Origin of the sequence: Shinella sp. SUS2 (assembly GCF_001262505.1) — a bacterium.
In the GTDB taxonomy this organism is placed as follows: Bacteria; Pseudomonadota; Alphaproteobacteria; order Rhizobiales; family Rhizobiaceae; genus Shinella.
In genome coordinates, this window is record NZ_KQ410732.1 from 205,033 (window position 1) to 229,538 (window position 24,506).

General features: G+C 65.6%; 24 protein-coding genes. 21 read left to right on the forward strand and 3 right to left on the reverse strand.

Annotated features, from left to right (window positions below; translation table 11 throughout):
• The first annotated feature begins 167 nt into the window (after positions 1-167).
• From AKG11_RS17135 to greA, 7 genes are all read left to right on the forward strand, one after another.
• The gene (locus tag AKG11_RS17135; RefSeq protein ID WP_050744749.1) at positions 168-1,754 is read left to right on the forward strand and encodes an ABC transporter substrate-binding protein; all 1,587 of its coding nucleotides are present in this window, start codon (positions 168-170) and stop codon (positions 1,752-1,754) included.
• Positions 1,755-1,838: 84 nt separating this feature from the next.
• Positions 1,839-2,888 (forward strand): ABC transporter permease, encoded by a 1,050-nt coding sequence (locus tag AKG11_RS17140; RefSeq protein ID WP_050744969.1) that lies wholly within the window; start codon positions 1,839-1,841, stop codon positions 2,886-2,888.
• Positions 2,889-2,897: 9 nt separating this feature from the next.
• Entirely contained in the window at positions 2,898-3,800 is a 903-nt protein-coding gene (nikC, locus tag AKG11_RS17145; protein ID WP_050744750.1) for a nickel transporter permease, read from the forward strand.
• Entirely contained in the window at positions 3,797-4,648 is an 852-nt protein-coding gene (locus AKG11_RS17150) for an ABC transporter ATP-binding protein (protein ID WP_050744751.1), read from the forward strand. The genes nikC and AKG11_RS17150 overlap by 4 nt, the downstream gene beginning before the upstream one ends.
• A complete protein-coding gene (locus AKG11_RS17155) occupies positions 4,645-5,397 on the forward strand; it encodes an ABC transporter ATP-binding protein (RefSeq protein ID WP_023516143.1) in 753 nt (250 codons plus the stop codon). The genes AKG11_RS17150 and AKG11_RS17155 overlap by 4 nt, the downstream gene beginning before the upstream one ends.
• A 189-nt stretch (positions 5,398-5,586) precedes the next feature.
• Positions 5,587-6,861: a GGDEF domain-containing protein gene (locus AKG11_RS17160; RefSeq protein WP_050744752.1), complete on the forward strand. Its 1,275-nt coding sequence runs from the start codon at positions 5,587-5,589 to the stop codon at positions 6,859-6,861.
• A gap of 204 nt (positions 6,862-7,065) precedes the next feature.
• A complete protein-coding gene (greA, locus tag AKG11_RS17165) occupies positions 7,066-7,548 on the forward strand; it encodes a transcription elongation factor GreA (RefSeq protein WP_050744753.1) in 483 nt (160 codons plus the stop codon).
• Between the two features lie 4 nt (positions 7,549-7,552).
• On the opposite strand, the gene AKG11_RS17170 is transcribed toward greA, so the two are convergent.
• Both AKG11_RS17170 and AKG11_RS17175 read right to left on the reverse strand, forming a co-directional pair.
• A complete protein-coding gene (locus AKG11_RS17170) occupies positions 7,553-8,251 on the reverse strand; it encodes an LrgB family protein (RefSeq protein WP_024271193.1) in 699 nt (232 codons plus the stop codon).
• Positions 8,244-8,618, reverse strand: coding sequence for a CidA/LrgA family protein (locus tag AKG11_RS17175; protein ID WP_050744754.1), 375 nt, complete (start codon positions 8,616-8,618; stop codon positions 8,244-8,246). Before AKG11_RS17175 ends, AKG11_RS17170 begins: the two co-directional genes overlap by 8 nt.
• A gap of 212 nt (positions 8,619-8,830) precedes the next feature.
• On the opposite strand from AKG11_RS17175, the gene AKG11_RS17180 reads away from it, so the two are divergent.
• The 8 genes from AKG11_RS17180 (at position 8,831) to AKG11_RS17215 (ending at position 16,348) form a co-directional block, all read left to right on the forward strand.
• Positions 8,831-9,181 (forward strand): hypothetical protein, encoded by a 351-nt coding sequence (locus AKG11_RS17180; protein ID WP_050744755.1) that lies wholly within the window; start codon positions 8,831-8,833, stop codon positions 9,179-9,181.
• Positions 9,182-9,251: 70 nt separating this feature from the next.
• Positions 9,252-10,742, forward strand: coding sequence for a multicopper oxidase family protein (locus AKG11_RS17185; RefSeq protein ID WP_050744756.1), 1,491 nt, complete (start codon positions 9,252-9,254; stop codon positions 10,740-10,742).
• Positions 10,739-11,173, forward strand: a complete 435-nt coding sequence (locus AKG11_RS17190; RefSeq protein WP_088016450.1) for a c-type cytochrome — start codon at positions 10,739-10,741, stop codon at positions 11,171-11,173. The genes AKG11_RS17185 and AKG11_RS17190 overlap by 4 nt, the downstream gene beginning before the upstream one ends.
• Positions 11,174-11,271: 98 nt before the next feature.
• Entirely contained in the window at positions 11,272-11,754 is a 483-nt protein-coding gene (locus AKG11_RS17195; RefSeq protein ID WP_023516462.1) for a c-type cytochrome, read from the forward strand.
• A gap of 134 nt (positions 11,755-11,888) precedes the next feature.
• The gene (locus tag AKG11_RS17200; RefSeq protein ID WP_050744757.1) at positions 11,889-13,445 is read left to right on the forward strand and encodes a D-aminopeptidase; all 1,557 of its coding nucleotides are present in this window, start codon (positions 11,889-11,891) and stop codon (positions 13,443-13,445) included.
• A gap of 134 nt (positions 13,446-13,579) precedes the next feature.
• Positions 13,580-14,431: a D-amino-acid transaminase gene (locus AKG11_RS17205; protein WP_050744971.1), complete on the forward strand. Its 852-nt coding sequence runs from the start codon at positions 13,580-13,582 to the stop codon at positions 14,429-14,431.
• 82 nt (positions 14,432-14,513) lie between these two features.
• On the forward strand, positions 14,514-15,551 hold the full coding sequence (locus AKG11_RS17210; protein WP_050744972.1) for a DmpA family aminopeptidase: 1,038 nt from the start codon (positions 14,514-14,516) through the stop codon (positions 15,549-15,551).
• Positions 15,548-16,348, forward strand: coding sequence for a M55 family metallopeptidase (locus AKG11_RS17215; protein ID WP_050744758.1), 801 nt, complete (start codon positions 15,548-15,550; stop codon positions 16,346-16,348). Before AKG11_RS17210 ends, AKG11_RS17215 begins: the two co-directional genes overlap by 4 nt.
• Here AKG11_RS17215 and AKG11_RS17220 read toward each other — a convergent pair.
• The gene (locus AKG11_RS17220) at positions 16,320-17,291 is read right to left on the reverse strand and encodes a LysR family transcriptional regulator (RefSeq protein WP_050744759.1); all 972 of its coding nucleotides are present in this window, start codon (positions 17,289-17,291) and stop codon (positions 16,320-16,322) included. The two genes, AKG11_RS17215 and AKG11_RS17220, sit on opposite strands and share 29 nt — an antisense overlap.
• A 183-nt stretch (positions 17,292-17,474) precedes the next feature.
• Between AKG11_RS17220 and AKG11_RS17225 the strand changes: the two genes are divergently transcribed.
• The 6 genes from AKG11_RS17225 (at position 17,475) to AKG11_RS17250 (ending at position 24,463) form a co-directional block, all read left to right on the forward strand.
• The gene (locus tag AKG11_RS17225) at positions 17,475-19,100 is read left to right on the forward strand and encodes an amidohydrolase (protein ID WP_050744760.1); all 1,626 of its coding nucleotides are present in this window, start codon (positions 17,475-17,477) and stop codon (positions 19,098-19,100) included.
• Positions 19,101-19,156: 56 nt separating this feature from the next.
• Complete coding sequence (locus tag AKG11_RS17230; protein WP_050744761.1) at positions 19,157-20,749, forward strand: ABC transporter substrate-binding protein; 1,593 nt, start codon at positions 19,157-19,159, stop codon at positions 20,747-20,749.
• An 84-nt stretch (positions 20,750-20,833) separates the two neighbouring features.
• The gene (locus AKG11_RS17235) at positions 20,834-21,769 is read left to right on the forward strand and encodes an ABC transporter permease (RefSeq protein WP_050744762.1); all 936 of its coding nucleotides are present in this window, start codon (positions 20,834-20,836) and stop codon (positions 21,767-21,769) included.
• Between the two features lie 5 nt (positions 21,770-21,774).
• A complete protein-coding gene (locus AKG11_RS17240) occupies positions 21,775-22,596 on the forward strand; it encodes an ABC transporter permease (protein WP_050744763.1) in 822 nt (273 codons plus the stop codon).
• Positions 22,593-23,504, forward strand: a complete 912-nt coding sequence (locus tag AKG11_RS17245; RefSeq protein WP_023513453.1) for an ABC transporter ATP-binding protein — start codon at positions 22,593-22,595, stop codon at positions 23,502-23,504. The genes AKG11_RS17240 and AKG11_RS17245 overlap by 4 nt, the downstream gene beginning before the upstream one ends.
• Positions 23,501-24,463, forward strand: a complete 963-nt coding sequence (locus AKG11_RS17250; RefSeq protein WP_050744764.1) for an ABC transporter ATP-binding protein — start codon at positions 23,501-23,503, stop codon at positions 24,461-24,463. Before AKG11_RS17245 ends, AKG11_RS17250 begins: the two co-directional genes overlap by 4 nt.
• Positions 24,464-24,506 lie beyond the last annotated feature (43 nt).

Here is a 24,506-nt window from a genome sequence, read left to right on the forward strand (position 1 = left end):
CTGACTAAAGTTTCGAAGATGAGCGATGGAGGTCGCTCGATTTGGGGAGGCCGCCTCGCCGGTTCCGCGCCCGAAACGCGGACGGGATCATGGGGCGGGTGCATTTCACGAACGGCAACGCGGGAGCGGCCGGCGGCAGGACATTCTGCCCGGCTGGAGGAGGAAACATGCGTATAGAAAGACTGATTGGCGGTGCGATGATCGCACTGGCACTGGCATCGACCAGCGCCCTTGCCGAAACGCCGAAGAACACGCTCGTCGTGGCCGACGCCATCGACGACATCATCACGCTGGATCCGGGCGAAGTCTCGGAGGTGGGTGGTGTGCTGGCGGCGAACCAGATCTACCAGCCGCTGGTAAGCGTGGCGCCGGATGATTCCAGCAAGATCATCGGTGTGCTCGCGGAGAGCTGGACGGCCTCCGAAGACGGCAAGACCTATACGTTCAAGATGCGCTCCGGCCTGAAATTCGCCTCCGGCAATCCGGTGACGGCGAAAGATGCCGAATATTCGCTGCGCCGCGTCGTCGCCATGAAGTCGCGCTCCGCCTTCATCCTGACCCAGTTCGGTTTCTCGCCGGAAAACGTCAAGGACCGCATCAAGGCGACCGACGACATGACGCTGGTCATCGAGATCGGCGATACCTATGCACCGTCTTTCCTTTATTACTGCCTCTCCTCCTATGTCGGCGGTATCGTCGATTCCAAGCTGGTGCAGGAGCACGAGGTGAACGGCGACTTCGGCAATGCCTGGCTGAAGGCGGAGAATTCCGCCGGCTCCGGCCCCTATGTGCTGACGCGCTGGGAGCCGAAACAGTCGATCATGCTGACCCGCAACCCCAACTATACCGGCGAAAGCGGTGGCCTGGAGCGCATCTTCCTCCAGCACATCCCGGAAAGCGCCGCCCAGCGCCTGCTGCTCGAAAAGGGTGACATCGATATCGCCAACAAGCTTGGCCCGGACGATTTCGGAGCGCTGGAAGGCAATCCGGATGTCGGCTTCGTCGAAGGCGTTTCAGGCACCATCTACTATATGGGCCTCAACGTGCGGAACGAGTACCTCGCCAAGCCGAAGGTCGTCGAGGCGCTGAAATATCTCGTGGACTACCAGGGCATTGCCGACACGATCTCGCGCGGCACGATGGAGGTGCACCAGACGCTGGTGCCGAAGGGCTTCCTCGGGGCGATCGACTACAAGCCCTACAAGCTCGACATCGAGAAGGCCAAGGCGCTGCTTGGCGAGGCCGGTGTCTCCGGCGAATTCACGCTGGATTCCGTCGTCTGGAACACGCCGCCCTACACGGATTTCGCCCAGGCCATCCAGGCGACCATGGCGCAGGCCGGTGTCAAGCTGAACCTCGAAGTGGTCGATGGCCAGCAATGGCTGGAGCGTTACCGCTCTGCGAGCCTCGATATCTGGTTCGGCCTGTGGGGACCGGATTATCCGGACCCGCATTCCAACGGCAAGGCCTTCGCTGTCAATCAGAAGGACGCACCGGACGGCTCCACCGGGCTTGCCGACCGCTTCGGTTGGGATGCCGGAAAACTGTCGCAGGATGCGATGGCCGCGGTGCGCGAGCAGGACACGGACAAGCGCCGGGCGATGTACGAGGCGCTGCAGAAGACCCATACCGATACCTCGCCCTTCCTCTACATGTTCCAACAGGTGCGCAAGGTCGGGGTGAAGAGCTCGCTCAAGGGCCTGGTCCTCGGCCAGACCTTCTCCGACGACCGCTACTGGAACATCAGCAAGTAGGCATAGGATCTGGGCTTCGGCCACGACAGGCTCGGCCTGGCCGTGGTCGAAGGCGGGTTCAAGGCAATCAAACCGGAGGGGTTCGTGCCGGCAGTTCTATTCCAGCGGGTCCTCGGTTTTACCGGCCGGATCGTCACCCTCGTCCTGACCGTGGGCATCACGCTCCTCGGCCTCGTCGCGCTCACCTTCAGCATCGGCCGTCTTGTGCCGATCGATCCGGTGCTCTCCGTGGTCGGGCAGAAGGCGAGCGAGGAGGTCTATCAGCGCGTCTTCCTCGAAATGGGTCTGGACAAGCCGCTCTGGCAGCAGTTCCTGCTCTATGCCGGCAAGCTGGTGCAGGGCGATTTCGGTACCTCCTTCGTCACCAACCGGCCGGTCCTGTCGGATCTCGCCGGCTTCTTCCCCGCGACGCTGGAACTGGCGACGCTCGGCCTTCTGATCGGCACGCTGGTCGGCGTGCCGGCCGGCGTCGCCGCCGCCTACTGGCATGATCGCTGGCCGGACTATCTCATCCGCTTCATCGGCCTCATCGGCTATTCGGTACCGATCTTCTGGCTCGGGCTGGTCGGCCTCTTCGTCTTCTATTCCCGGCTCGACTGGGTCTCCGGTCCGGGCCAGATCGACGTCTTCTTTCAAGGCATCGTCACGCCGGTGACGGGATCGCTGCTGATCGATTCCCTGATTGCCGGCGAATGGGAGGTGTTCGGCAACGCCCTCAGCCATATCGTGCTGCCGGCCGCGCTGCTCGGCTACTACAGTCTTGCCTACATCTCGCGCATGACGCGCTCCATGATGCTCGACCAGCTTTCGCGCGAATATGTGCTGACGGCCCGTCTCAAGGGCGCGACGGAGTACCGGGCGGTGATGCTGCATGCCCTGCGCAACGCCGCGATCCCGCTCGTCACCGTGATCGCGCTCTCCTATGGCGGTCTGCTGGAAGGCTCGGTGCTCGTCGAGACGGTCTTCGCCTGGCCCGGCATCGGCAACTACATCGCCTCCTCGCTCTTCCGGGCCGATATCAATGCCGTGCTCGGCGGCACGGTGCTGGTCGGTGCCGTATTCATCCTGCTCAACATGGTCTCGGACGTCGTCTACCAGATGCTCGATCCGCGCTCCAACCTTCGCCGCCGGTAGGAGGCCGCCATGACCACCGCCAATCCCACCCACGCCGACAGCCGCCGACAGTTAAGGCGTGCACGCCTCGGCGAATTCGGCAGGTTCTCCCGCCGCTTTGCGCGCAATCCGCTCGGCATGATCGGCCTTGCCATCCTTGGCGTGCTGCTGGCCAGCGCGATCCTCGCGCCGCTGCTTGCCCCGCACGATCCCTACCTTCCCGATCTCGTGCGCCGCCTCTCGCCGCCAAGCGCGCAGAACTGGCTCGGCACGGACGAGCTCGGCCGCGACATCTTCTCCCGCATTCTCTACGGCGCCCGGCTCACCCTGCTCATCGTCGGCCTGGTCGTGGCGACATCCGCGCCGATCGGTCTTGTTATCGGTGCCGTGGCGGGAACGGCGGGCGGCTGGGTGGATGCGGTCTTCATGCGCATCACCGATGTCTTTCTGGCGGTCCCGAAACTCCTGCTGGCACTCGCCTTCGTCGCGGCGCTCGGGCCGGGCATCGTCAATGCGGCGCTGGCGATCACGCTCACCGCCTGGCCGCCCTATGCGCGGCTGGCGCGGGCCGAAGCGCTGATCGTGCGCGACAGCGACTATGTCAATGCCGTGCGCCTTGCCGGCGGTTCGGAATTCCGCATCGTCTTCCGCCACATCATGCCCATGTGCCTTTCCTCGGTGATCGTGCGTATGACGCTCGACATGGCCGGCATCATCCTGACGGCCGCCGGCCTCGGCTTCATTGGCCTCGGCGCCCAGCCGCCGCTGCCGGAATGGGGCGCGATGATCTCGACCGGCCGCAAGTTCATCTTCGACCAGTGGTGGGTGGCGACCATGCCCGGCTTTGCGATCTTCGTCGTCAGCCTCGGCTTCAATCTTCTGGGCGACGCCATGCGCGACCTGCTCGACCCGCATCTGAGGAGGCGCGCATGAGCGACCCGCTCGTCACCGTGAAGAACCTGCGCATCGCCTTTGCCGGCGAGGGCGGCGCGACGATCGAGGCGGTCAAGGGCGTCTCCTTCGAGGTCGGCCGGGAAAAGCTCGGCATCGTCGGCGAAAGCGGCTCGGGCAAGAGCCTGTCCAGCCGTGCGCTGATGGGGGTTCTACCCGGCCATGCCCATGTTGCCGCTGACGCCATGTCGTTTGCGGGCATCGATCTCCTGACGGCCTCGCCGCGCGTGCGTCGGCAGCTGCGCGGCAACCGCATAGGCATGATCCTGCAGGACCCGAAATTCTCGCTCAACCCCGTCATGCGCGTCGGCGCGCAGATCGCCGAGGCGATCCGGCTCGGCGACCGCTCGCTGCCGCGTGCAAAGGTGCGCCGGAAGGTGCTCGAGATACTGGAGGCGGTGCATATCCGTGCACCGGAGCGCGTCTACGACCTCTATCCGCACGAACTCTCCGGCGGCATGGGCCAGCGGGTGATGATCGCCATGATGGTGGTGCGCGAGCCGGAACTGCTGATCGCGGACGAACCGACCTCCGCCCTCGACGTCACCGTGCAGGCGCAGGTGCTCGAGATCATGGACGAGCTGGTCAGGCGCCGCGGCATGGGCCTCGTCTTCATCAGCCACGATCTCAACCTCGTCTCGCGCTTCTGCGACCGGGTGCTGGTCATGTATGCCGGCCGTATCGTCGAGACGCTGGATGCGCGGCGCATGCACGAGGCGGCGCATCCCTATACGCAGGGCCTGCTTGCCTGCCTGCCCGCCATCGATGGGCCGCTGACGCCGCTGCCGATCCTTGCGCGCGCGGCAAGCTGGGGAGAGGCACGCCCATGATCCGTATCGACAATCTCGGCGTCCGTTTCGGCAGCGCCGTCGCCGTGCAGGATGTCAGCCTTGCCGTGGAGAGCGGCGAGAGCTTCGGGCTGGTCGGGGAAAGCGGCTCGGGCAAGTCGACGGTGCTGCGCACTGTCATGGGGCTCAATCGCCAGTGGACCGGCGATATCAGCATTGCGGGCATCGACCTGCGCCGGGGGCGGCGGAAGGATCTCGTGCGCGTGGCGCAGATGGTGTTCCAGGACCCTTATGCCTCGCTGCATCCGCGCTACACGATCGGCCAGGCCATCGCCGAGCCAATGCTGATCAACCGTCTGCCTGACGTGGATGCCCGTACGGTTGAGCTGCTGGAGATGATCGGGCTGACGGCGGCGCACCGCTTCCGTTTCCCGCATGAGCTTTCCGGCGGCCAGCGCCAGCGGGTGGCGATCGCCCGCGCCCTGTCGCTCGCCCCGAGCGTGTTGCTGCTCGATGAGCCGACCTCGGCGCTCGATGTTTCGGTGCAGGCTGAAATCCTCAACCTCCTCAACCGCTTGCGCCAGGAGCTAAAGCTGACCTTCATCATCGTCAGCCATGATCTCGCAGTCATATCCTATATGTGCGACCGGCTAATGGTGATGCAGAATGCCCGGACGGTCGAAACGCTGACGCGCGAACAGCTGCGCGCCGGCGACATGCAGCATGACTATACCCGCACGCTGTTCCGGGCGAGCCATCACCGGGCGCAGGCCGCGCCTGCCGAAGCCTGACGATCGGCTCGGCCGGCGCTTGCCGCAAATCGGAGGCGGCGCCTTAACGCTCTGTTGGCCTCGTCTCGAAACGCGCTCTTAGGGCCTCCCGGATAGGGTGCGGGCGATGGGCGGCGCTTGCGTGCCGACCGTCCCGCGCCGCCTGAGGCGACGTCGGTCAACGATCTTCGGATTGGGGGAAGCGCGTTCATGATGGATGCGAAAACCATATTCACGGCGGCGTCTGTGATGGTGCTTGCCAATGGCGCGATCCTCGCCGCCATCCACCGCGACCTGCCGGCACGGCTGCGCGGGGCGGCCAGCCAATGGTGTCTTGGAACGCTGCTGGTCGCTTTCGGCTGCATCGTCTTTGCTTTCGGCGCACCGCTGCCCCGGCCGGTCATGCTGTCGGCGGCCAATGCCGCCTTCGCCTTCGGCCTGACCGCCTATTATGCCGCGATCCTCTCGTTTCACCGGCTGGAGGTGAGGGCTTGGCATTTTCTTCCCGCGACCATCGCGACATCGTCCGTGGTGTGGTTCTCCACCGTCATGCCGGATTTCCGCATTCGCATCCTGATCGTTTCCGCCGCCTGGATCTGGCTGATGGCGCTGTGCGTGCGGGTGCTGCTCGACCGGACGCGCGGCCACGCCTCTCTGGCGCGCTCCATCCTTGCAGCGATGTTCATCGGGGTCGGTGCCTATTCGGCCCTGCGGGGCGCGCTCTATCTGCGGGTGGGTGTACCCGATGCCTTCGCCGTCGAGACGGGGGACAACTGGCTGAACGTCTTGTCCGCCATGCTGTTGACCCTGCTGCCCGTCATGGGCACGACGGCATTCCTACTGATGTGTTCCGACCGGTTGCGGCGAGGTCTCGAGCGGGCTGCAGCAACGGACTACCTGACGGGTCTGCCGAACCGGCGCAGCCTCGCCGGTCGTGCCGCGGAAGCCTTTCTCGCCGCAAAGCCGAGGGACCGTGATTTTTCCATCGCCGTCTTCGACATCGACAAGTTCAAGGCGATCAACGACACCTACGGCCACGAGACCGGCGACCGGGTGCTCATCCATGTCGCCAGGCGGTTGCGCGCCGAAATACGCCCGACGGACACGATCGCCCGGATGGGCGGCGAGGAATTCGCCGTGCTGTTCCCCGATCTCGGCACGGACGATGCCTTCGCCATTGCCGAGCGGATGCGCGCCGCCGTCGAGGGCAGTGATTTCACTGTCGGCGACGCGAGGATCGGCATTACCATCTCGGGCGGTATCGCCGTCCTGCGCCCGGGCGACACAATCTATGACGATATCCTGCGCCGGGCCGACAGTGCGCTCTACCGCGCCAAGTCGAACGGCCGCAACCGTGTGGAGATCGCGGGCGAAGCGGGGCCGGACAGCGCGGTGAAGGCCCGTATGGTCATATCGCCGCCGCCGGCGATCTCGGCCGCCGGATCTGCGATCGCGCATACGACGAGACAGTCGGCGCACCCCTGATCCTCGTGCATGGTCTTTGCAGCCGGGGCCGGGCGTGTCGAGGAATTGACCCATCTCCCGACGATGGGTAGATTCCCGGTGGCGGGTCCGGTTTGCGAGCCGCCCGGCCATGGACGGTCGGCAGGCCGGGCGAAGGGCCTTTTCCGCAAACAGCAAATGACAAGTGCAGGGCGTGTGCCCTCTGCGTCAGGATGGAGTTCGAGTGTGAGCGTAGCCTTCATGAAGGAAGAGAGCGCCGAGACGGCAGCGGAAACCCTGCTGCCCGAACGGGCGATCTCCCTGCACCTCAATCTTGTGACGGAGACCGGGCTGAGGGCACTGGAGGCGCAGCTTCAGGAGGCCCGCGAGTCCTATGCGGCGGCGAACGCCATCGAGGACGTCAACGAGCGCCGGCGGCAGGCGGCTGGCCCGGGACGTGACCTGCGCTATCTTGCCGAAAGGGTCCGAACCGCCGAGCTCGTTGCCGCGCCTGCCTCGAACGATGTCGTTTCCTTCGGCAGCACGGTCACCTTCAGCCGCGACGACGGACGCGTTCAGACCTATCGCATCGTCGGCGAGGACGAGGCCGACCCCAAGGCCGGCTCGATCTCCTACGTGGCGCCCGTGGCCCGCATTCTCATGGGCAAGGCTGTTGGCGATCTGGTGACAGTCGGTGACCAGGAACTCGAAATCACCGCCATCGCGTGAGCGATCACAGGAAGAGATGCACGATGAGGGATGTGAGCACCGCGTTCAGCCCCATCGCGATCCCCGAAAACAGCCCGGCCACCGGATCCACCGAATAGGCGCGTGCCGTGCCGATGCCGTGCGAGGCGAGGCCGACGGCAAAGCCGCGCGCGCTGTAGTCCTTGATGCGCATGGCGTTCATCATGGGCGTCACGACGATCGCACCGCAGATGCCGGTGAGCACGACGACGGCTGCGGTGAGGGCCGGGTCCCCCGCAAGGCCGGAGGATATGGCCATGGCAACCGCTGCGGTCGTGGATTTCGGGGCGAGCGAGGCGACGACCTCGGGTGCGAAGCCGAACAACTGGCTGAAAAACACCGTCGAGCCGACCGCGGTGAGGCTGCCGACGAAGAGGGCGGCGAGCAGCGGCAGGAGGTTGCTCTTCACGAGCGCCAGTTTTTCATAGAGCGGGATGCCGAGGGCGACGGTCGCCGGGCCCAGCAGAAAATGGATGAACTGGGCGCCCTCGAAGTAGGTGGCATAGTCGATCCCGGTGACGCAGAGCACGGTGGCAATGGCGGCGATGGAGAAGAGGATCGGGTTCAGCAAGGGATTTCCCGGACGGAGCCCGGCAAGGCCGGTGGCCGCGAGCCAGACGACCAGCGTGCAGGCAAGCCACAGGAGCGGCGAGGTGGCGAGATAGACCCAGAGCCCGTCAGTCATTCGTATAGCCTCCGGAAAGTCGCTTCACCAGGATGAAGACCCAGACGGTGACGGTCAGTGTGATGACGGTCGACAGCAGTACGATGGCGAGCAACGCGAAACCCCGGTCGCGGATGAGATCCAGGTGCTGGATGATGCCGACCCCGGCGGGCACGAAGAGGATGCCAAGATTGGCAAGGATGGCTTTCGACGTGTCGAGGGTTTGCTGGTGGGCGGACTGCAGAAACGGCTTTGCGCCGGTCAGCGTGAGAACCACGGCGATCATCGCCATGCCGATGACCGGCCCCGGCACGAAGCCGCCGAGGTAATAGGCGGTCACTTCGCCGATCAACTGGAAAACAAGCAAGATCGTAATTCCGACGAGCATCTGCGCACTCCCTGCATGAGCTTCGGGCCCGGGTGTCCGTCGGTTCGTTTGCAATCCCAACGAACGACCAGGCCGACAGCTGCGAGGCTTAAAGGCCTTTTGCCTTTAAATCCATGGCTCTGGCCTGTCGGGCGGCAGGAGAAAATCTGCGCGGCACTTTGCCCGGGCGCTGAGCGATGGACAAAGCGGGATAGGATCCCTATTTTTGTATCATGCTGCGGTTTCTGTTGCTCATCGTTTCGGCTTGTCTGTTCGCGGTCGTGTCCTTCACGGCCTCGGCGCACGAGACCGGCATGATCGTGTCGACGGAACTGGCCAGCCGCATGCAGCCGATGGACCACACGTCCATGGCGAAGGCGTCCTGTACCGATGACGGGACGTGCAAGACGGATCCCGGCCTGTGTGATCTCGTCTGCATGGGTATCGGCGTGTTTCTGCCGGCCGAGCGAATCCCGGCAGGCCTTGCCTCGCCCCGCGAAACCTACCGTCGTCATCCCGACGCGGCGCTCGTCTCGACGCCGCCCGCCCTCGACGACCGACCTCCCATAGCGCACCGCCTTTGAAGCCGCGGCGGGCTCTTCCTGCCGCACCCCTCCAGATTGTTGAACGGGACGTCTGTCCCGAGGTGATGCTATGAGATCCTTTACCCGACGCGGCTTCCTGGCCGCCGGCGCAGCAACGCTTGCTGCAACCCAGTTCCCCATCCCTGTCTTCGGCCAGACGGCCGCGCCATTGCGGCTTGCCGCCACGCGCCGTACACTCGATATCGACGGTCGCGCCGCCACCGTCTTCGGCCTTTCCGGCCCCGGCGGGCAAGGCCTCGTCCTCGATCCCGGCCAGCGTTTTCGGGTCGACCTCAGCAATGACCTGCCCGTCCCCACCATCGTGCACTGGCATGGCCAGATTCCGCCGAACGTGCAGGACGGCGTGCCGGATATGCCGCAGCCGCTTCTAGCGCCAGGTGAGACGCGCAGCTTTGATTTCGCCCCGCTTGCGGGCACGCACTGGATGCACAGCCATGTGCCGATCCAGGAAATGCAGCTGCTTGCGGCTCCGCTGATCGTGCGCCGGCCGGAAGACCTCGCCGCCGACCGGCAGGATGTGGTGCTCTTCCTGCACGATTTCTCCTTCAAGGCGCCGGAAGAGGTGCTGGCGGAGATCACCGGCGGGCATGCAGGCACTGCTCCCTCGGGTGCCATACAGGGCATGGACCACGGCAGCATGGCCGGAATGAACATGGACAGCGCCGGAACCACGGGTGCGATGGCGATGGATATAGGCAACATGGCCGGGATGGGCAGCATGACCATGGACCTGAACGACTACGACTGGGATGCCTATCTTGCCAATGACCGCACGCTGTCCGATCCCGAGGTCGTGTCGGTCGAGCACGGCGGACGGATCCGGCTGCGCGTCATCAATGCCGCCGCCGCCACGGTTTTCTGGATCGATACGGGCGCGCTGACAGGGCAGCTCGTCGCCGTGGACGGGCATCAGGTCCGCCCGCTCGCCGGCTCCCGCTTTGGCCTTGCCATGGGACAGCGGCTCGACATCGAGATCGACCTGCCGAACGAAGGCGGGGCATGGCCCGTGCTTGCGCTGCGCGAGGGTGCGCGCGAGCGGACCGGCATCGTCCTTGCGACGCCCGGTGCGGCCATCGCCAGGATCGACGCCCTTGCCGAAAAAGAGGCACCGGCCTTCGATATTGACCTTGCGCAGGAAGCGAGCCTTTCGGGCATCGACACGTTGCCGGAAAGGCCGATCGAGCGCAACCAGATGGTCATGCTGGGCGGCTCCATGCAGCCCTATGTCTGGACCATCGACGGGGCTGCCTGGGGCAAGCACCGCCCCATCGTCGCAAAGAGCGGCGAGCGGGTGGAACTCGGCTTCCACAACATGTCGATGATGGGACACCCGATGCACCTGCACGGCCATGCCTTCCAGGTGGTCGGGATCAATGCCCGTCGTTTTGCCGGCGCCCGACGCGACACGGTCTATGTGCCGCCGATGTCGATGGTCACGGTGGCGCTGGACGCGGGCGAGGCCGCGCGCTGGATGCTGCATTGCCACCACATGCCGCATCTTTCGGCCGGCATGATGACCGAGTTCCGGGTCGAGGCGTGAAGGCGGCGTGGATTGCAGGCGGCGCGGTCCTTGCGGCCGTGGCCGGCGTGGTTCTCTTCGTCCTGGAAAGGCCGGGCCGGGAGGCGGACGCGCGTATCGCCCTCGGAAAAGCCCTCTATGCGGAGAACTGCGCGAGCTGTCACGGCGTCAGGCTGGAGGGCCAGCCTGACTGGCGCAGCCCGCGGGCGGACGGCCGCCTGCCCGCACCGCCCCACGATGCCACCGGCCACACCTGGCATCATGCCGACGCGCAGCTTCTGGCGATCATCCGCCGCGGTACGGCCGCGGTCGTTGGCGGCGGCTACGAGAGCGACATGCCGGGTTTTGCCGGCATCCTCAGCGATGCCGAAAGCGCGGCGGTGCTTGATTTCATCAAGAGCACCTGGCCGCAGCGCGAGGCGGATTATCAGCGCCGGATCTCGGGCGGCTGATCTTGCACATCCGGTCGCGGGGATTGCCCCGTGGCCCTTCAGAAAACAATTTCGCCGGGTGGCAATTGCCGCAGCCGGCTTCCGATCAGGACACGCACATGACACGAAACGAACAACAGAAGAGCCACTCGAAAAATGCCGCTGGCGGCATGAACAAGGGAAAGATCGCCGTTCTCGCCATCGTCGCGGTGGGCATTGCCGCCGCCGCTGTCTGGACGCGCCGGGGGGCGGAGGCCCCGGCGGCAGAAGCTGCGACAGGTGGGGGCGCTCTCGTCGCCGTCACGGTTCCGGCAACCCTGTCGGAGGCGGCGAAGATGGGGGAAAGGGCGTTCAACGCCGTCTGTGCCGCCTGCCACGGCGCAAATGCTGCGGGAACCGAGGCCGGGCCGCCGCTGGTGCATAAGATCTACGAGCCCTCTCATCATGGCGATTACGCCTTCGAGATGGCCGTTGCCAACGGCGTGCGGGCGCATCACTGGAGGTTCGGCGACATGCCGCCCCAGCCGGCCATGACGAAGGCCGATCTCCAGAACGTGATCGCCTACGTGCGTGAGGTGCAGCGGGCAAACGGCATCGAGTGACCCGGCATGCCCTGCCGGCCAGATTTGCCGAGTTGCGAAGCCGGCGCGGATGGAAAGAATGGCCACCGGAAAGATTCGCAGCGACCCCCGCAGGGCAGGCGCCGGGCGGGGCGGGAACGGAAGGCAGGCAGGGCATGATCGACGAGAAGCGGCTCGAAGCGGAAATGGATGCACTCGCCGTGCGGTTTCCGGGGCCGGGTGGCGTTGCCGGTGTGGTCAGCGAGGGGCGGATTGTCGCCCTTCGTTCCTGGGGTTTCTCCGATCTCGACGCGCGGCGATCGATGACGGCCGGCACGCGGCTGCCGATCTGCTCGGTCTCCAAGCAGTTCACCTGCGCGGCCATGCTGGCCGCCTGCGGCACGCCGGAGGCCCTCGATGGCCGGCTCGCCGCGCATCTGCCGAATTTCGACGGTCCGCTGCCGCGGGTGCGCGACCTCTGCAACAACCAGTCGGGCCTGCGCGACTACTGGGCGCTGACCGTGCTGCACGGTGCCAGAGCCGAGCAGGCCTTTTCGCGTGATGATGCGGCATCGGCGTTCAAGCGTATGCGCAGCGGGCATTTTGCGCCGGGTACGCGTTATTCCTACAGCAACGGCAATTTCCGCCTCCTCTCCGATCTTCTCGAGGAGTTCTCCTCCGACACGCTTGAGACGCTCTACGCGCGGCACATCTGGGAGCCGGCCGGCATGGCCGGTGCCGTGCTGACCGCCGATACCCGCCAGCCGGAGGACGGCGTGGTCGGCTACGAGGGCAGTGACGCGACAGGCTATCTGCCGGCAGACAACGGCATCTACTGGCGCGGTGATGCGGGCATTTCCGCCTCGCTCGACGACATGCTCGCCTATGAGCGCTGGATCGATGCGACACGCGGGGATCCGGACAGCCTCTACCGGAAGATCGCCGTGCCGCAGACCTTCCGCGACGGGGCGGCCGCCTCCTATGGTTTCGGCCTGCAGCATTCGCGTGTCGGTGATGTCGCGTTCACCGGCCACAGCGGCGCCTTGCGCGGGTTCCGGGCCTTCCGGGCCTATTCGGCCGAGGCGCGGCTTTCGGTCGTGGTGATGTTCAATCATCACGGCGATGCGCATGGGGCGGCGCATCGGCTGCTGCGCGCCGCGCTCGGCCTGCCGCATCCCGCTTCCAAGCCGCTCGGCGAGCGCTGGGGCGGTCAATGGATGAGTCGCGAGACCGGTCTTCTTGCGCGACTGGAGCCAGGTTTCGATTCGGCGACACTGCGCTTCGGCACGTCGCCGGAAAGCCTTTTGGAGGCGGAGGAGGGCAGTCTTGCCTCTTCGTCCGTCAAGGTCGCCCGTGCCGGTGAGGACCTCCTGATGCAGCGCGCACAGGAAAACTACGCCGAGAGGCTGGTGCCGGTCGCATCGGCGCCGGCGGTCGGCGACGCGCGTCTTGCGGGCCGCTACCGCTCCCCCGAACTGGAGGCCGACATCGTCATCGAATGCCGTGACGGCGGGACCTATCTCTGGGCTGAGGGCTTCCTCGGCACGGGCCGGCCCGAAATCGTCCGGCCGGCCGGTCCTGATGTCTGGCTCGTCGTAACCCGTCGCTCGATGGATGCGCCGGCCCCGGGGGACTGGACGCTGGTGGCTGAGCGCGATGCGGCCGGACACATCACGGGTCTGGTGCTCGGCTGCTGGCTGGCCCGCGGGATCCGCTATGTCCGGCGCAACTGACGCCGTCTAACATATTGCAAAACAAGACCTCAGGCGATTTTTGCATAGGATCCTGCCCAAATTGAATTGGTCAGCCGCGGCAAGTCACACCAATGTTCCGCGCCAAAGGCAACCGGCGCAAGCAAGAGGAACAGATGGGCAGGATCGTCTACGTCCACGGTCAATTCGTAGCAGAGGAGGAGGCCAGGATCGGGTTGTTCGATCGCGGCTTCCTGTTCGGTGATGCGGTCTACGAAGTGACGGCGGTGATTGCCGGACGAATGATCGATAACGACCTGCATCTCGCCCGGCTCGAACGCTCGCTGAGGGAGCTCGGCATTGCCCTATTGCTCGGCCGGACGGAAATCGAGGCCATTCAGGCGGAACTGATCGCCCGCAATGCCTTGCAGGACGGCACCGTCTATCTGCAGGTCTCGCGCGGCGAGGCGGATCGCGACTTCTTCTACCCTGCCACTCTGACGCCGCGGCTGGTCGGCTTCACCCAGGCCAAGACCCTGACGGGGACAAAGACCCAGCAGAACGGCATCTCGGTCGATCTGGCCGCTGATCCGCGCTGGCAGCGCCGCGACATCAAGACCGCCATGCTGCTCGGGCAGGTGATGGCCAAGCAGACGGCGCGGGCCCGTGGCTTCGACGATGTCTGGCTGGTGGAAGACGGGCTGGTGACGGAAGGCGCCTCCTCGACCGCCCATCTCATCACCGCCGATGGTCGCATCCTCACGCGCGCCGCCTCGCAGGCCACGCTGCCGGGCTGCACCCAGCGCGCCCTTGCGCGCCTCTGCGCCGCCGAGGGCCTGCGCATCGAGGAGCGCGCCTTCACGCCCGAAGAGGCGCAGGATGCGGCGGAGGCCTTCCAGACCTCCGCTTCCAGCCTGGTCATGCCCGTTGTGCGTATCGGCGACCGGGTGATCGGCGATGGAAAACCCGGACCCCGGACACGGGTGTTGCAGGCGCTCTATCTGGAAGCGGCCGGCGTTTCGGTCTAGAGCATGCCCGGCGAGGCGGCTTATGGTTGCTCGTTGAAAAAGAACCATCTTTTCAAGAACTGGAATGCCGGAAGGGGCGGACATGAACACGGCGCGCGAACTGGGCCTGATCCCGCAGGGGCGGCTGGAGCCGGGGCCGGGCAATGCCATCACCGATATTGCCGGGGTCGCCGTCGGCCACCGCTCGCTGCGCGGGGACGGCCTCTTCACCGGCGTGACGGCCGTCGTGCCGCATCCGGGCGATCTCTTCCGCGTCAAGCCGCGGGCAGCGGTCGAGATCGTCAACGGTTTCGGCAAGTCGGCCGGGCTGATGCAGGTGGCCGAGCTCGGCACGATCGAGACGCCCATCCTGCTCACCAACACCTTTGGCGTTGCGGCCTGCACCGAGGCGCTCATCCGCCGCGCCATCGGCGCCAATCCGGCGATCGGGCGGAAAACCTCGACCGTCAATGCGCTGGTCTGCGAATGCAACGACGGCGGCATCAACGATATCCAGGCCCTCGGCGTGACGCCCGCCGATGCTGATGCCGCTCTTGACGCCGCGCGTCCGGGGCCGGTCGAGCAGGGGGCGGTCGGCGCCGGGTCCGGCATGACCGCCTTCGGCTTCAAGGCCGGGATCGGCACCGCGTCGCGGCTGATGCGCATCGGCAAGCACGATTTCACGCTCGGCACGCTGGTCCTCGCCAATTTCGGCGCGGCCGGCGATCTCGTCTTGCCGGATGGCCGCCGGCCCGATCCGCGTGTGCCGGCAAGCCCCGAGCGCGGCTCGGTCATCGTCGTCATGGCGACGGACCTGCCGCTGGGGGACAGGCAGTTGCAGCGCGTCGCCCGGCGTGGCGGGGCCGGGCTTGCCCGGCTCGGCGCCTTCTGGGGCCATGGCAGCGGCGACGTTGTCCTCTGTTTCACAACGGCCGATCCGGTCGAGCACGATCCGGCCGCGCCCGTCGCCATGCAGCAACGGCTGTCTGACAGCTATATCGACATCGCCTTCCGCGCCGCTGCCGAGACCACGCAGGAGGCGGTGCTGAACGCGCTCTGTGCCGCGCCGGCCACGCCGGCACGGAGCGGCCGCACCTATCCCGCCCTCACGGACTGGCTGAAGGAGAGCCCCGCATCATGAAAGTCTTCATCTCCGCCGATATCGAAGGCACCGCCGGCATTGCCCACTGGAACGAGGCCGAGCGCACCCATCCGGACTGGGCCGAGTTCCGCGCGCTGATGACGGGCGAGGTGGTTGCCGCCTGCGAGGGCGCGCGCGCCGCCGGTGCCACGGAAGTGGTGATCAAGGATGCCCATGACAGCGGCCGCAACCTCATCCTCGATCGCCTGCCCGATTACGCCCGCATCGTGCGCGGCTGGTCGGGCCACCCGGACGAAATGATGTTCGGCATCGACGCCGGTTTCGCCGCCGCGATCTATACCGGTTACCATTCCAAGGCCGGCACGGAGGTCAATCCGCTGGCCCACACTTCCAACCTGCGTATCTCGCGCCTGCTGCTGAATGGCGAGGTCGCGTCCGAGTTCACTTTCAACGCGCTCTGTGCGGCCGGCTATGGTGTGCCTTCCGTGTTTCTCGCGGGAGACGTGGGTATTTGCGCCGAGGCCCGGGCCATGGTGCCGGGCCTTGCGACGGTGGAAACGCTCGATGGCAGAGGCCGTGCCTCGACATCCATCTCGCCCGCCTGGTCGCGTCGCCTCATCCGTGAAGGCGTGGCAGCAGCGCTGTCGGGCGATTTCGCGCAGGCACTGCCCGCGAAGGCGGATCACTACGAGGTGGTGATCGAGTTCAGCACGCCGACCGAGGCGTACCGGGCCGCATGGTATCCCGGTGCCAAGGCGCACGGTCCTCGCGCCGTCGCCTTCGAGCATACGGATTTTTCGGAAATCCTCAGGGCGTTGCTCTTCCTGAAGGTCTGATTTCGGCAGGCGCTGCTTCCAGAAATTGCCGCGCCGCGCGCCAGAAATCCTCGACCTTGCCGGTCCGGCTTGCCGCATGGCGGTAGAGACGGATTTCGAGGTCGAGGTTCCAGCCCTCGTCCGCCGAGGCCGACACGAGGCGTCCCGCCTCCATCTCCTCGCGCGCAAGGCTTTCCGGCAGCCAGCAGAGGCCGGCGCCCGTTACCGCCATGTTCATCAGGCCAGCACTGATGGTGTTCTCGTGCGTCGTGCGCCGGCGGAAGGGCGGGCGGCGCAGGAGGAGGCGCGACAGGGCGACGCCGAAGAAGGAATTGAATCCGTAGCTGAGATAGGGAACGGCGAGCCGCGGCTGCGCGACGGCGCGGTCGAGGAGATTGTGTCCGGGCTGCACCTGGCCCGCAATCGTGATCTCCGCCGATACGAGCGGCATCAGCCGGTCTTGACCGACCGTCAGCGAAGCGAACTGTCCGCGATCGAGATGGAACGGCACCTCCGGATGGGCATAGGTGAGGAAGAAATCGGCCTCGTCGCCAACGAGCGCATCGAGATTGGCCTCGATGCCGCCGCGGTCGGGGATGAGCGATGTGCTGAAGGTGCCGCCCGCGCCTTCCAGCGTCTTCAGCCAGCGCGGAAAGAAGGTGACCGTCAGCGTATGCAGGGCGGCAAAGCGGATGAGGCCCGGCTCATGCGAGGGGCGCAGCGCTTCGCGAGCCGCATAGAAGGTGCGGATCGCCTCCTGTGCGACGGGCAGGAAGTTGCGCCCCGCCGGCGTCAGTTCGGCCGGCATGGTGGCGCGACTGATCAGCGTGGCACCGAGCCAGCCTTCGAGCTGCTTGATGCGGCGGCTGAAAGCCGGTTGGGTGACATTGCGCAATTCGGCGGCGCGTGAAAATGAGGACGTGTCGGCCAGCGTCACGAAGTCCTCCAGCCACTTGATCTCCATTCACGTGTCCCTCCGGTGCCTTCTGCGCGGCAAAGATGATCATAAGTCATTCAATCGAAATAGGTATGCCGATTTCGCATGGGGTCGTGCCAAAAGCGAATTGGCCAAGGCCGCCGCAACCTTTCACGTTGCGTGTGGAGGAAAGAGGCGCCGGTTCGCCGGTGCCGACAGGGGGAGCTGTGCATGGCATTCGGAATTGAGGCTGACCGTATCCTGATCAACGGCCGGATCTGGCGGGGGCGGGAAGAAGGCATCAGCGAGGCCCTCGCCGTCTGGCAGGGCAAAGTTCTGGCGACCGGCAGCACAGCCGACATGCTGAGCCTGAAGGGGCCTGCGACCGAGGTGATCGACCTGGAGGGGCGCTTCGCAACCCCCGGCCTCATCGACAATCATCTGCATCTCATCGCGACCGGCATCGCCATGGGCTTCGTCGACGCGACGCCCGCCGCTGCGCCGACGGTGGCCGCCCTTACGCGGGCCATCGCCGAGCGTGCCGCATCGACGCCGAAGGGTGGCTGGGTGCGCGCCCGCGGCTATGACCAGGTCAAGCTCGACACGGGCCGCCATCCGACGCGCGAGGATCTCGATCGCGCCGCGCCGGATCATCCGGTGTATCTGACGCGGGCCTGCGGTCATGTCTCCATCGCCAATTCCCGCGCGCTGGAGCTTGCCGGCATCAGCGAGGCGACGCCGGTGCCGGACGGTGGCGTCATCGGCATCACGGACGGCAAGCTCAACGGTCTTCTCGCGGAGAACGCCCAGAATCTCGTCAAGGCCGTCATGCCGCCGGCGACCACCGAGGAGCTGATCGACGGCATCGAGCGGGCGGGGCGGCATCTGCTCTCCTTCGGCATCACCAGCTGCATGGATGCGGCTGTCGGCCATGTCGCCGGGTTCTCGGAGATCCAGGCCTATGAGATGGCAAAACTGTCCGGCCGCCTGCCGGTGCGCGTCTGGCTGACGCTGCTCGGTGATCCCGGCGTCTCCATCGTCGAGGATGCCTGGCGGGCGGGGCTGCTGTCGGGGGGCGGCGACGACATGCTGCGCGTCGGCGGCGTGAAGGTCTTCCTCGACGGTTCGGCCGGCGGGCGCACCGCCTGGATGACGAAGCCCTATGAGGGCGAGCCCGACAACATCGGCGTGCAGATGCTGCCGGACGAGACGGTTGAGGCGGTCGTTCGGGATTGCCATGACCGCGGCTACCAGATGGTCTGCCACGCCATCGGCGACGGCGCGATCGAACAGCTGATCACGGCCTACGAAAAGGCGCTTGCCGCCAACCCGGATCCCAATCGTCGTCACCGCATCGAGCATTGCGGCTTCTCCACGCCCGCGCAGCACGCGCGCATGCAGGCGGCCGGCATCCTGCCCGCGCCGCAGATGGCCTTCATCCATGATTTCGGCGACAGCTACATTTCCGTGCTCGGAGAGGCACGCGGCAAGCCGTCCTATCCGATCGGCACCTGGGCGCGCCTCGGCCTGAAGCCATCGACCGGCTCGGATTCACCGGTCTGCTCGCCCGATCCCTTCCCCAATCTTCACGCGATGATCACGCGCCAGACCGGCAAGGGCACGGTCATGGATGCTTCCGAACGGCTGAACCCGGAAGAGGCGCTGCAGGCCTATACGGAATATGGCGCCTGGTCGCAAAAGGCCGAGGGCGTGAAGGGACGGCTCGTGCCCGGCCAGTGGGCCGATATCGCGGTCTTCGACAACGATCTTCTGACCGCGGATCCCAAGACCATTCTCTCAGGCACACGTTGCCTGCTGACCCTGCTTGCAGGCCGTGTCGTGCATGATGCGAGGTGACGGCCTGACAGACTGAATCGAAACGATGCCGAAAACGGCACGAGAGGGAGAACGACATGCTCAAGACACTGACACTGGCCGCAATGCTCAGCCTCGGCGTGGCCTCCGGGGCGCTGGCCGCCGGTGAACGCCAGGGCGGAACGCTCGTCTTCACCGCACCCTACGGCTCGAGCTTTGCCACGCTCGACGTGCAGGCGAGCCCGAACACGCAGGAAGAGTTCATCACGCAGGCGATCCACCGCGCGCTCTACAGCTGGGATTCCATCCAGAACAAGCCGGTACTGGAGCTGGCGGATTCCGAAGACGTTTCCGAGGACGGCACGGTCCATACCTATCACCTGCGCAAGAACGCCGTCTTCCACAACGGCAAGCCGCTGACGGCCGACGACTTCATCTACAGCTACAAGCGTATCGCCAATCCGAAGAATGCCTTCCCGGGCGCAAGCTTCATCGCCAACATCAAGGGCGCGGACGACTATATCGCCGGCAAGGCCGAGGAGATTTCCGGCCTCAAGAAGATCGACGACAACACGCTGGAGATCACCTATACCGGCCCGATCAATCCCGGCTTTCCGCTGATGCAGAACACGACGGTCATCTACCCGTCGAATGTCGAGGACGAATCGAGCTTCGGCAAGACCCCCGTCGGCCTCGGCGCCTTCGTTTTCAAGGAGCATGTGCCGGGTTCGCAGGTCGTCGTCGAAAAGTTCGACAAGTACTACGAGGAGGGCAAGCCCTACCTCGATCGCATCAACATCGTGCTGATGGCCGAGGATGCCGCGCGCGACGTTGCCTTCCGCAACAAGGAGATCGACGTCTCCATTCTCGGCCCGACCCAGTACCAGGCCTATCAGGGTGAGGACGCGCTGAAGGGGCAACTGCTCGAGGTTGCCGAGGTCTATACCCGCAATATCGGTTTCAACCCGGCCTTCGAGCCTTTCAAGGACAAGCGGGTACGCCAGGCGATCAACCATGCCATCAATGCGCCGCTGATCATCGAGCGCCTCGTCAAGAACAAGGCCTATCCGGCGTCCGGCTGGCTGCCGCTCTCCTCGCCGGCCTTCGACAAGGACAAGCCGGCCTATGCCTTCGATCCGGAAAAGGCGAAGGCGCTGCTTGCGGAAGCCGGCTATGCCGACGGCTTCGAATTCGAGGTGACGGCGAGCCCGAATGAAAGCTGGGGCGTTCCGATCGTCGAGGCCATCCTGCCGATGCTGAAGAAGGTCGGCATCACCGTGAAGCCGAAGCCGGTGGAAAGCTCGGCGCTCGGCGAGGCTGTCACGACCAACAATTTCCAGGCCTTCATCTGGTCGAACCTCTCTGGTCCCGATCCGCTGAACGCGCTGCGCTGCTATCATTCGAAGACGGCGCAATCGGCCTGCAATTATACGAGCTATGCAAGCGCGGACTTCGACAAACTCTACGACGCGGCCCAGCAGGAGCGTGATCCCGCCAAGCAGAACGACCTCCTGCGCCAGGCCAACAACATCGTGCAGGACGACGCGCCGGTCTGGTTCTTCAATTACAACAAGGCGGTCATGGCCTATCAGCCGTGGATCCACGGCCTCGTTCCCAACGCGACGGAACTGGCGGTCCAGCCCTATGACGAGATCTGGATCGACGAGACCGCGCCGGACTCGCGCAAGTAAGATCTTGAGGGGTTCGGGGGCGGCGTGACTGCCGCCCCCGCATCGATTGTCGCGCCCTTGCGGGCGGCCAACACGGAACCGCTCATGCTTCGTTTCACCCTGCGCCGCATCTTTCAGATCATTCCGACGGTCGTCGTGGTGGCGCTGCTGATCTTCGTCATCTTCTCCGTCGTGCCCGGCACCTTTGCCGCCAGCCTCTTCGCCGATGGCAAGCGCGCCGCCGATCCCCAGATGATCGCCCGCCTCAACGAGGAATTCGGCCTCAACAAGCCGCTCATGGAACGCTTCGTGACCTATGTCACGGACCTCGCGCAGTTCGATCTCGGCACCAGTTTCCGCACCCGCCAGCCGGTGATCGACCTCATCAATGACCGTATGTGGGCCTCGTTGCAACTTGCCATCGCCGCCATGGTTTTTGCCTTGGTCATCGGCGTGCCGCTCGGCTTCCTCGCAGCGCTGCGACCCGGCTCCGTGCTCGATACCGTGACGATGATCGGTGCCGTCTCGGGTCTCTCCATGCCGCAGTTCTGGCTGGGCCTCCTGCTGATGTACCTCTTCGCCCTGCAACTGAACTGGCTGCCCAGCTTCGGCTATGGCGACGGTTCGTTCCAGAACCTCATCCTGCCCGCCGTCACGCTCGGCGTCACGCCGCTCGCGCTTCTCGCACGCACCACGCGGGCCGGCGTGCTTGATGTGCTCAATGCCGATTTCATCCGCACCGCCCATTCCAAGGGCATGAGCGAGGTGAAGGTCGTGCGCTGGCATGTGGCGCGCAATGCGCTGGTGCTGATCGTCACCACGGTCGGCCTGCAGTTCGGCTCGCTGATCGGTCAGGCCGTCGTCATCGAGAAGCTGTTCGCCTGGCCTGGCATCGGCTCGCTTCTGGTCGATAGCGTGGCGATCCGCGACATTCCCGTGGTGCAGGGCACGATCCTCGTCATCGTGCTGTGGTTCCTCGTCATCAACACGGCCGTCGATCTGATCTATGCCGCGATCGATCCGCGCATCAAGCAGGAGTGACGGGAATGCGTCTCGGCTTCAACTTCTGGCTTGGCGCGACGCTGACGACGCTGGTCATCCTCGCCGGCATGCTCGCACCGTGGATCGCGCCCTTCGACCCGGTGCTCGATGCGGACATGATGAGCTCGGAACTGCCGCCCGACGCCACCTTCTGGTTCGGTACGGACGCGCAGGGCCGCGACGTCTATACCCGCATCCTCTACGGTGCGCAGATCTCGCTGACGGTCGGCATCGTCTCGCAGGTCATCAACTCGGCCATCGGCGTCACGCTCGGCATGACCGCCGGCTACTGGGGCGGCTGGTGGGACGACCTGGTGAACGGCCTCACCAACGTCATGCTCGCCATTCCCTCGCTGATCTTCGCGCTCGCCGTGATGGCCGTGCTCGGTCCCGGCCTGCCGTCGCTCCTCATCGCACTCGGCCTCACCAACTGGAGCTGGACCTGCCGTATCGCCCGCTCCTCGACGCTGTCGCTGAAATCGCAGGGTTACGTGCAGGCGGCGCAGACGCTCGGCTATGGAGACCTGCGCATCATGTTCACGCAGATCCTTCCCAACATGATGGGGCCGATCCTCGTCATGGCGACGCTCGGCATGGGCTCCGCGGTGCTCTCCGAAGCCGCACTCTCCTTCCTCGGCCTCGGCATCCAGCCGCCGTTCCCGAGCTGGGGCTCGATGCTGACGGATGCGCGGCAGCTCATCCAGCTCGCGCCCTGGGTGGCGATCTTCCCGGGCCTTGCGATCTTTCTCTCCGTGCTCGGCTTCAACCTTCTCGGTGACGGGCTGCGCGACAGTCTCGACCCGCATATGAGGACGCGCAAGCCATGACCGCGCCGCTTCTCGATATCAGGGATCTCCGGCTCGGCGTCGCCCTCGGCCGCTCCGTCCACCATCCGCTGCTGAAGGACGTTTCCTTCCAGATCATGCCGGGCGAGGCCTACGGGCTCGTCGGCGAATCGGGCTCAGGCAAGTCGATCACCTCGCTAGCCGTCATGGGGCTTTTGAAGAAGCCGCTCGCCGTCACCAGTGGCGAGATCCGGTTCAAGGGCCAGAACCTGCTGTCCCTGCCGAAGCGCGAGATGCGGCGCCTTCGCGGCAACCGCATCGCCATGATCTTCCAGGAGCCGATGACGGCGCTGAACCCGCTTTCCACTGTCGGCCGGCAGATCGCCGAAATGTTCGTGTTGCATCAGGGCAAGAGCTGGGGCGAGGCGGAACGGCTCGCCGTTGAGGCGCTGGGCAATGTGCGCGTGCCCAATCCCGACCGGCGTGCGAAGAACTATCCGCACCAGATGTCCGGCGGCCTGCGCCAGCGCGTGATGATCGCCATGGCGCTCGCCTGCAACCCGGATCTCCTCATCGCCGACGAGCCGACGACGGCGCTCGACGTGACCGTGCAGGCCGAGGTGCTGCGGCTAATCAAGGAGCTTTGCGCCGCGCGCGGCACGGCTGTGCTCTTCATCAGCCACGATCTCGGCGTCATCGCCAGCATCTGCCAGCGTGTCGGCGTGATGTATGCCGGCTGCCTCGTCGAGGAGAACGAGACGCGAGCACTCTTCGAAGATCCCCGGCACGCCTATACGCGCGGCCTGCTCGGCGCCCTGCCGCGCCTTGGCAGCCGCAGCGCGCACGGCCGCCAGCGTCTCGTCGATATCGACAGCATCATCGCCGACCGCTCGACGTTGACGCAGACGCGCTTCATCACCCCGCGCGGGCCGGAAGGGAGCCAGCCATGACCGCTCCCCTGCTGCAGGTGGACGACCTGCATGTGCGTTTTCCGATTTCCGGCGGCGGCCTGTTCGGCACAGGGCGGCGCATGCTGCACGCCGTCAACGGCATCAGCTTCGACCTTGCCAAGGGCGAGTGCCTGTCGATCGTCGGCGAATCCGGCTGCGGCAAGTCCACCACGGCCCTCTCCATCCTCGGTCTTCAGGAGCCGACGGAAGGGACGATCCGCTATCGCGGCCAGCCGCTTGCCGGCCTTGGGGCGCCGGGGCGCATGCAGCGTGCGAAGGCGGTGCAGATGGTCTTTCAGGACCCCTATGCCTCGCTCAATCCGCGCCAGTCCGTGCGCACCTCCCTTGCTGCGCCGCTGAAGCTGCACGGCATCACCGCGGCGTCGGAAATCGAGGGTCGTATCGAGGCCATGCTGAAGAATGTCGGCCTGACGCCCGAACAGGCGGGGCGCTACCCGCACGAATTCTCCGGAGGCCAGCGCCAGCGCATCGGTATCGCCCGCGCGCTGATCCTCGAACCGGAGATCGTTGTGCTCGATGAGCCGGTCTCCGCCCTCGACGTCTCGATCCGCGCCCAGATCATCAACCTGCTGCTCGATCTGCAGGAAAAGCTCGGCCTCTCCTACATCATGATCAGCCACGACTTGAGCGTGGTCGAGCATATGAGCGACCGGGTGCTGGTGATGTTCTTCGGCGAGGTGGTGGAGGAGGGCGGCTGGCGGCAGATCTTCGAGACGCCGACCCATCCCTATACCCGCCGGCTGATCGCCGCCATTCCCGACCCGGACACGGCGTTGAACCCGGGCGAGGCTCTGCTCGCGACGGATGCGGCTCTGCCCGATGGACGACGCTTCGTTTCCGATGGCAGCGTGGCGCCGGATGTCTTCACGCGGCCGGTGCCTTCGGCACTCACCGAGATCGCGCCCGGCCATCGCGTGCGGCTGGCATCGACGGCTTGACGCCACCCCGCACCGGCTTGCGCATCCGACCTATGGGCGATTG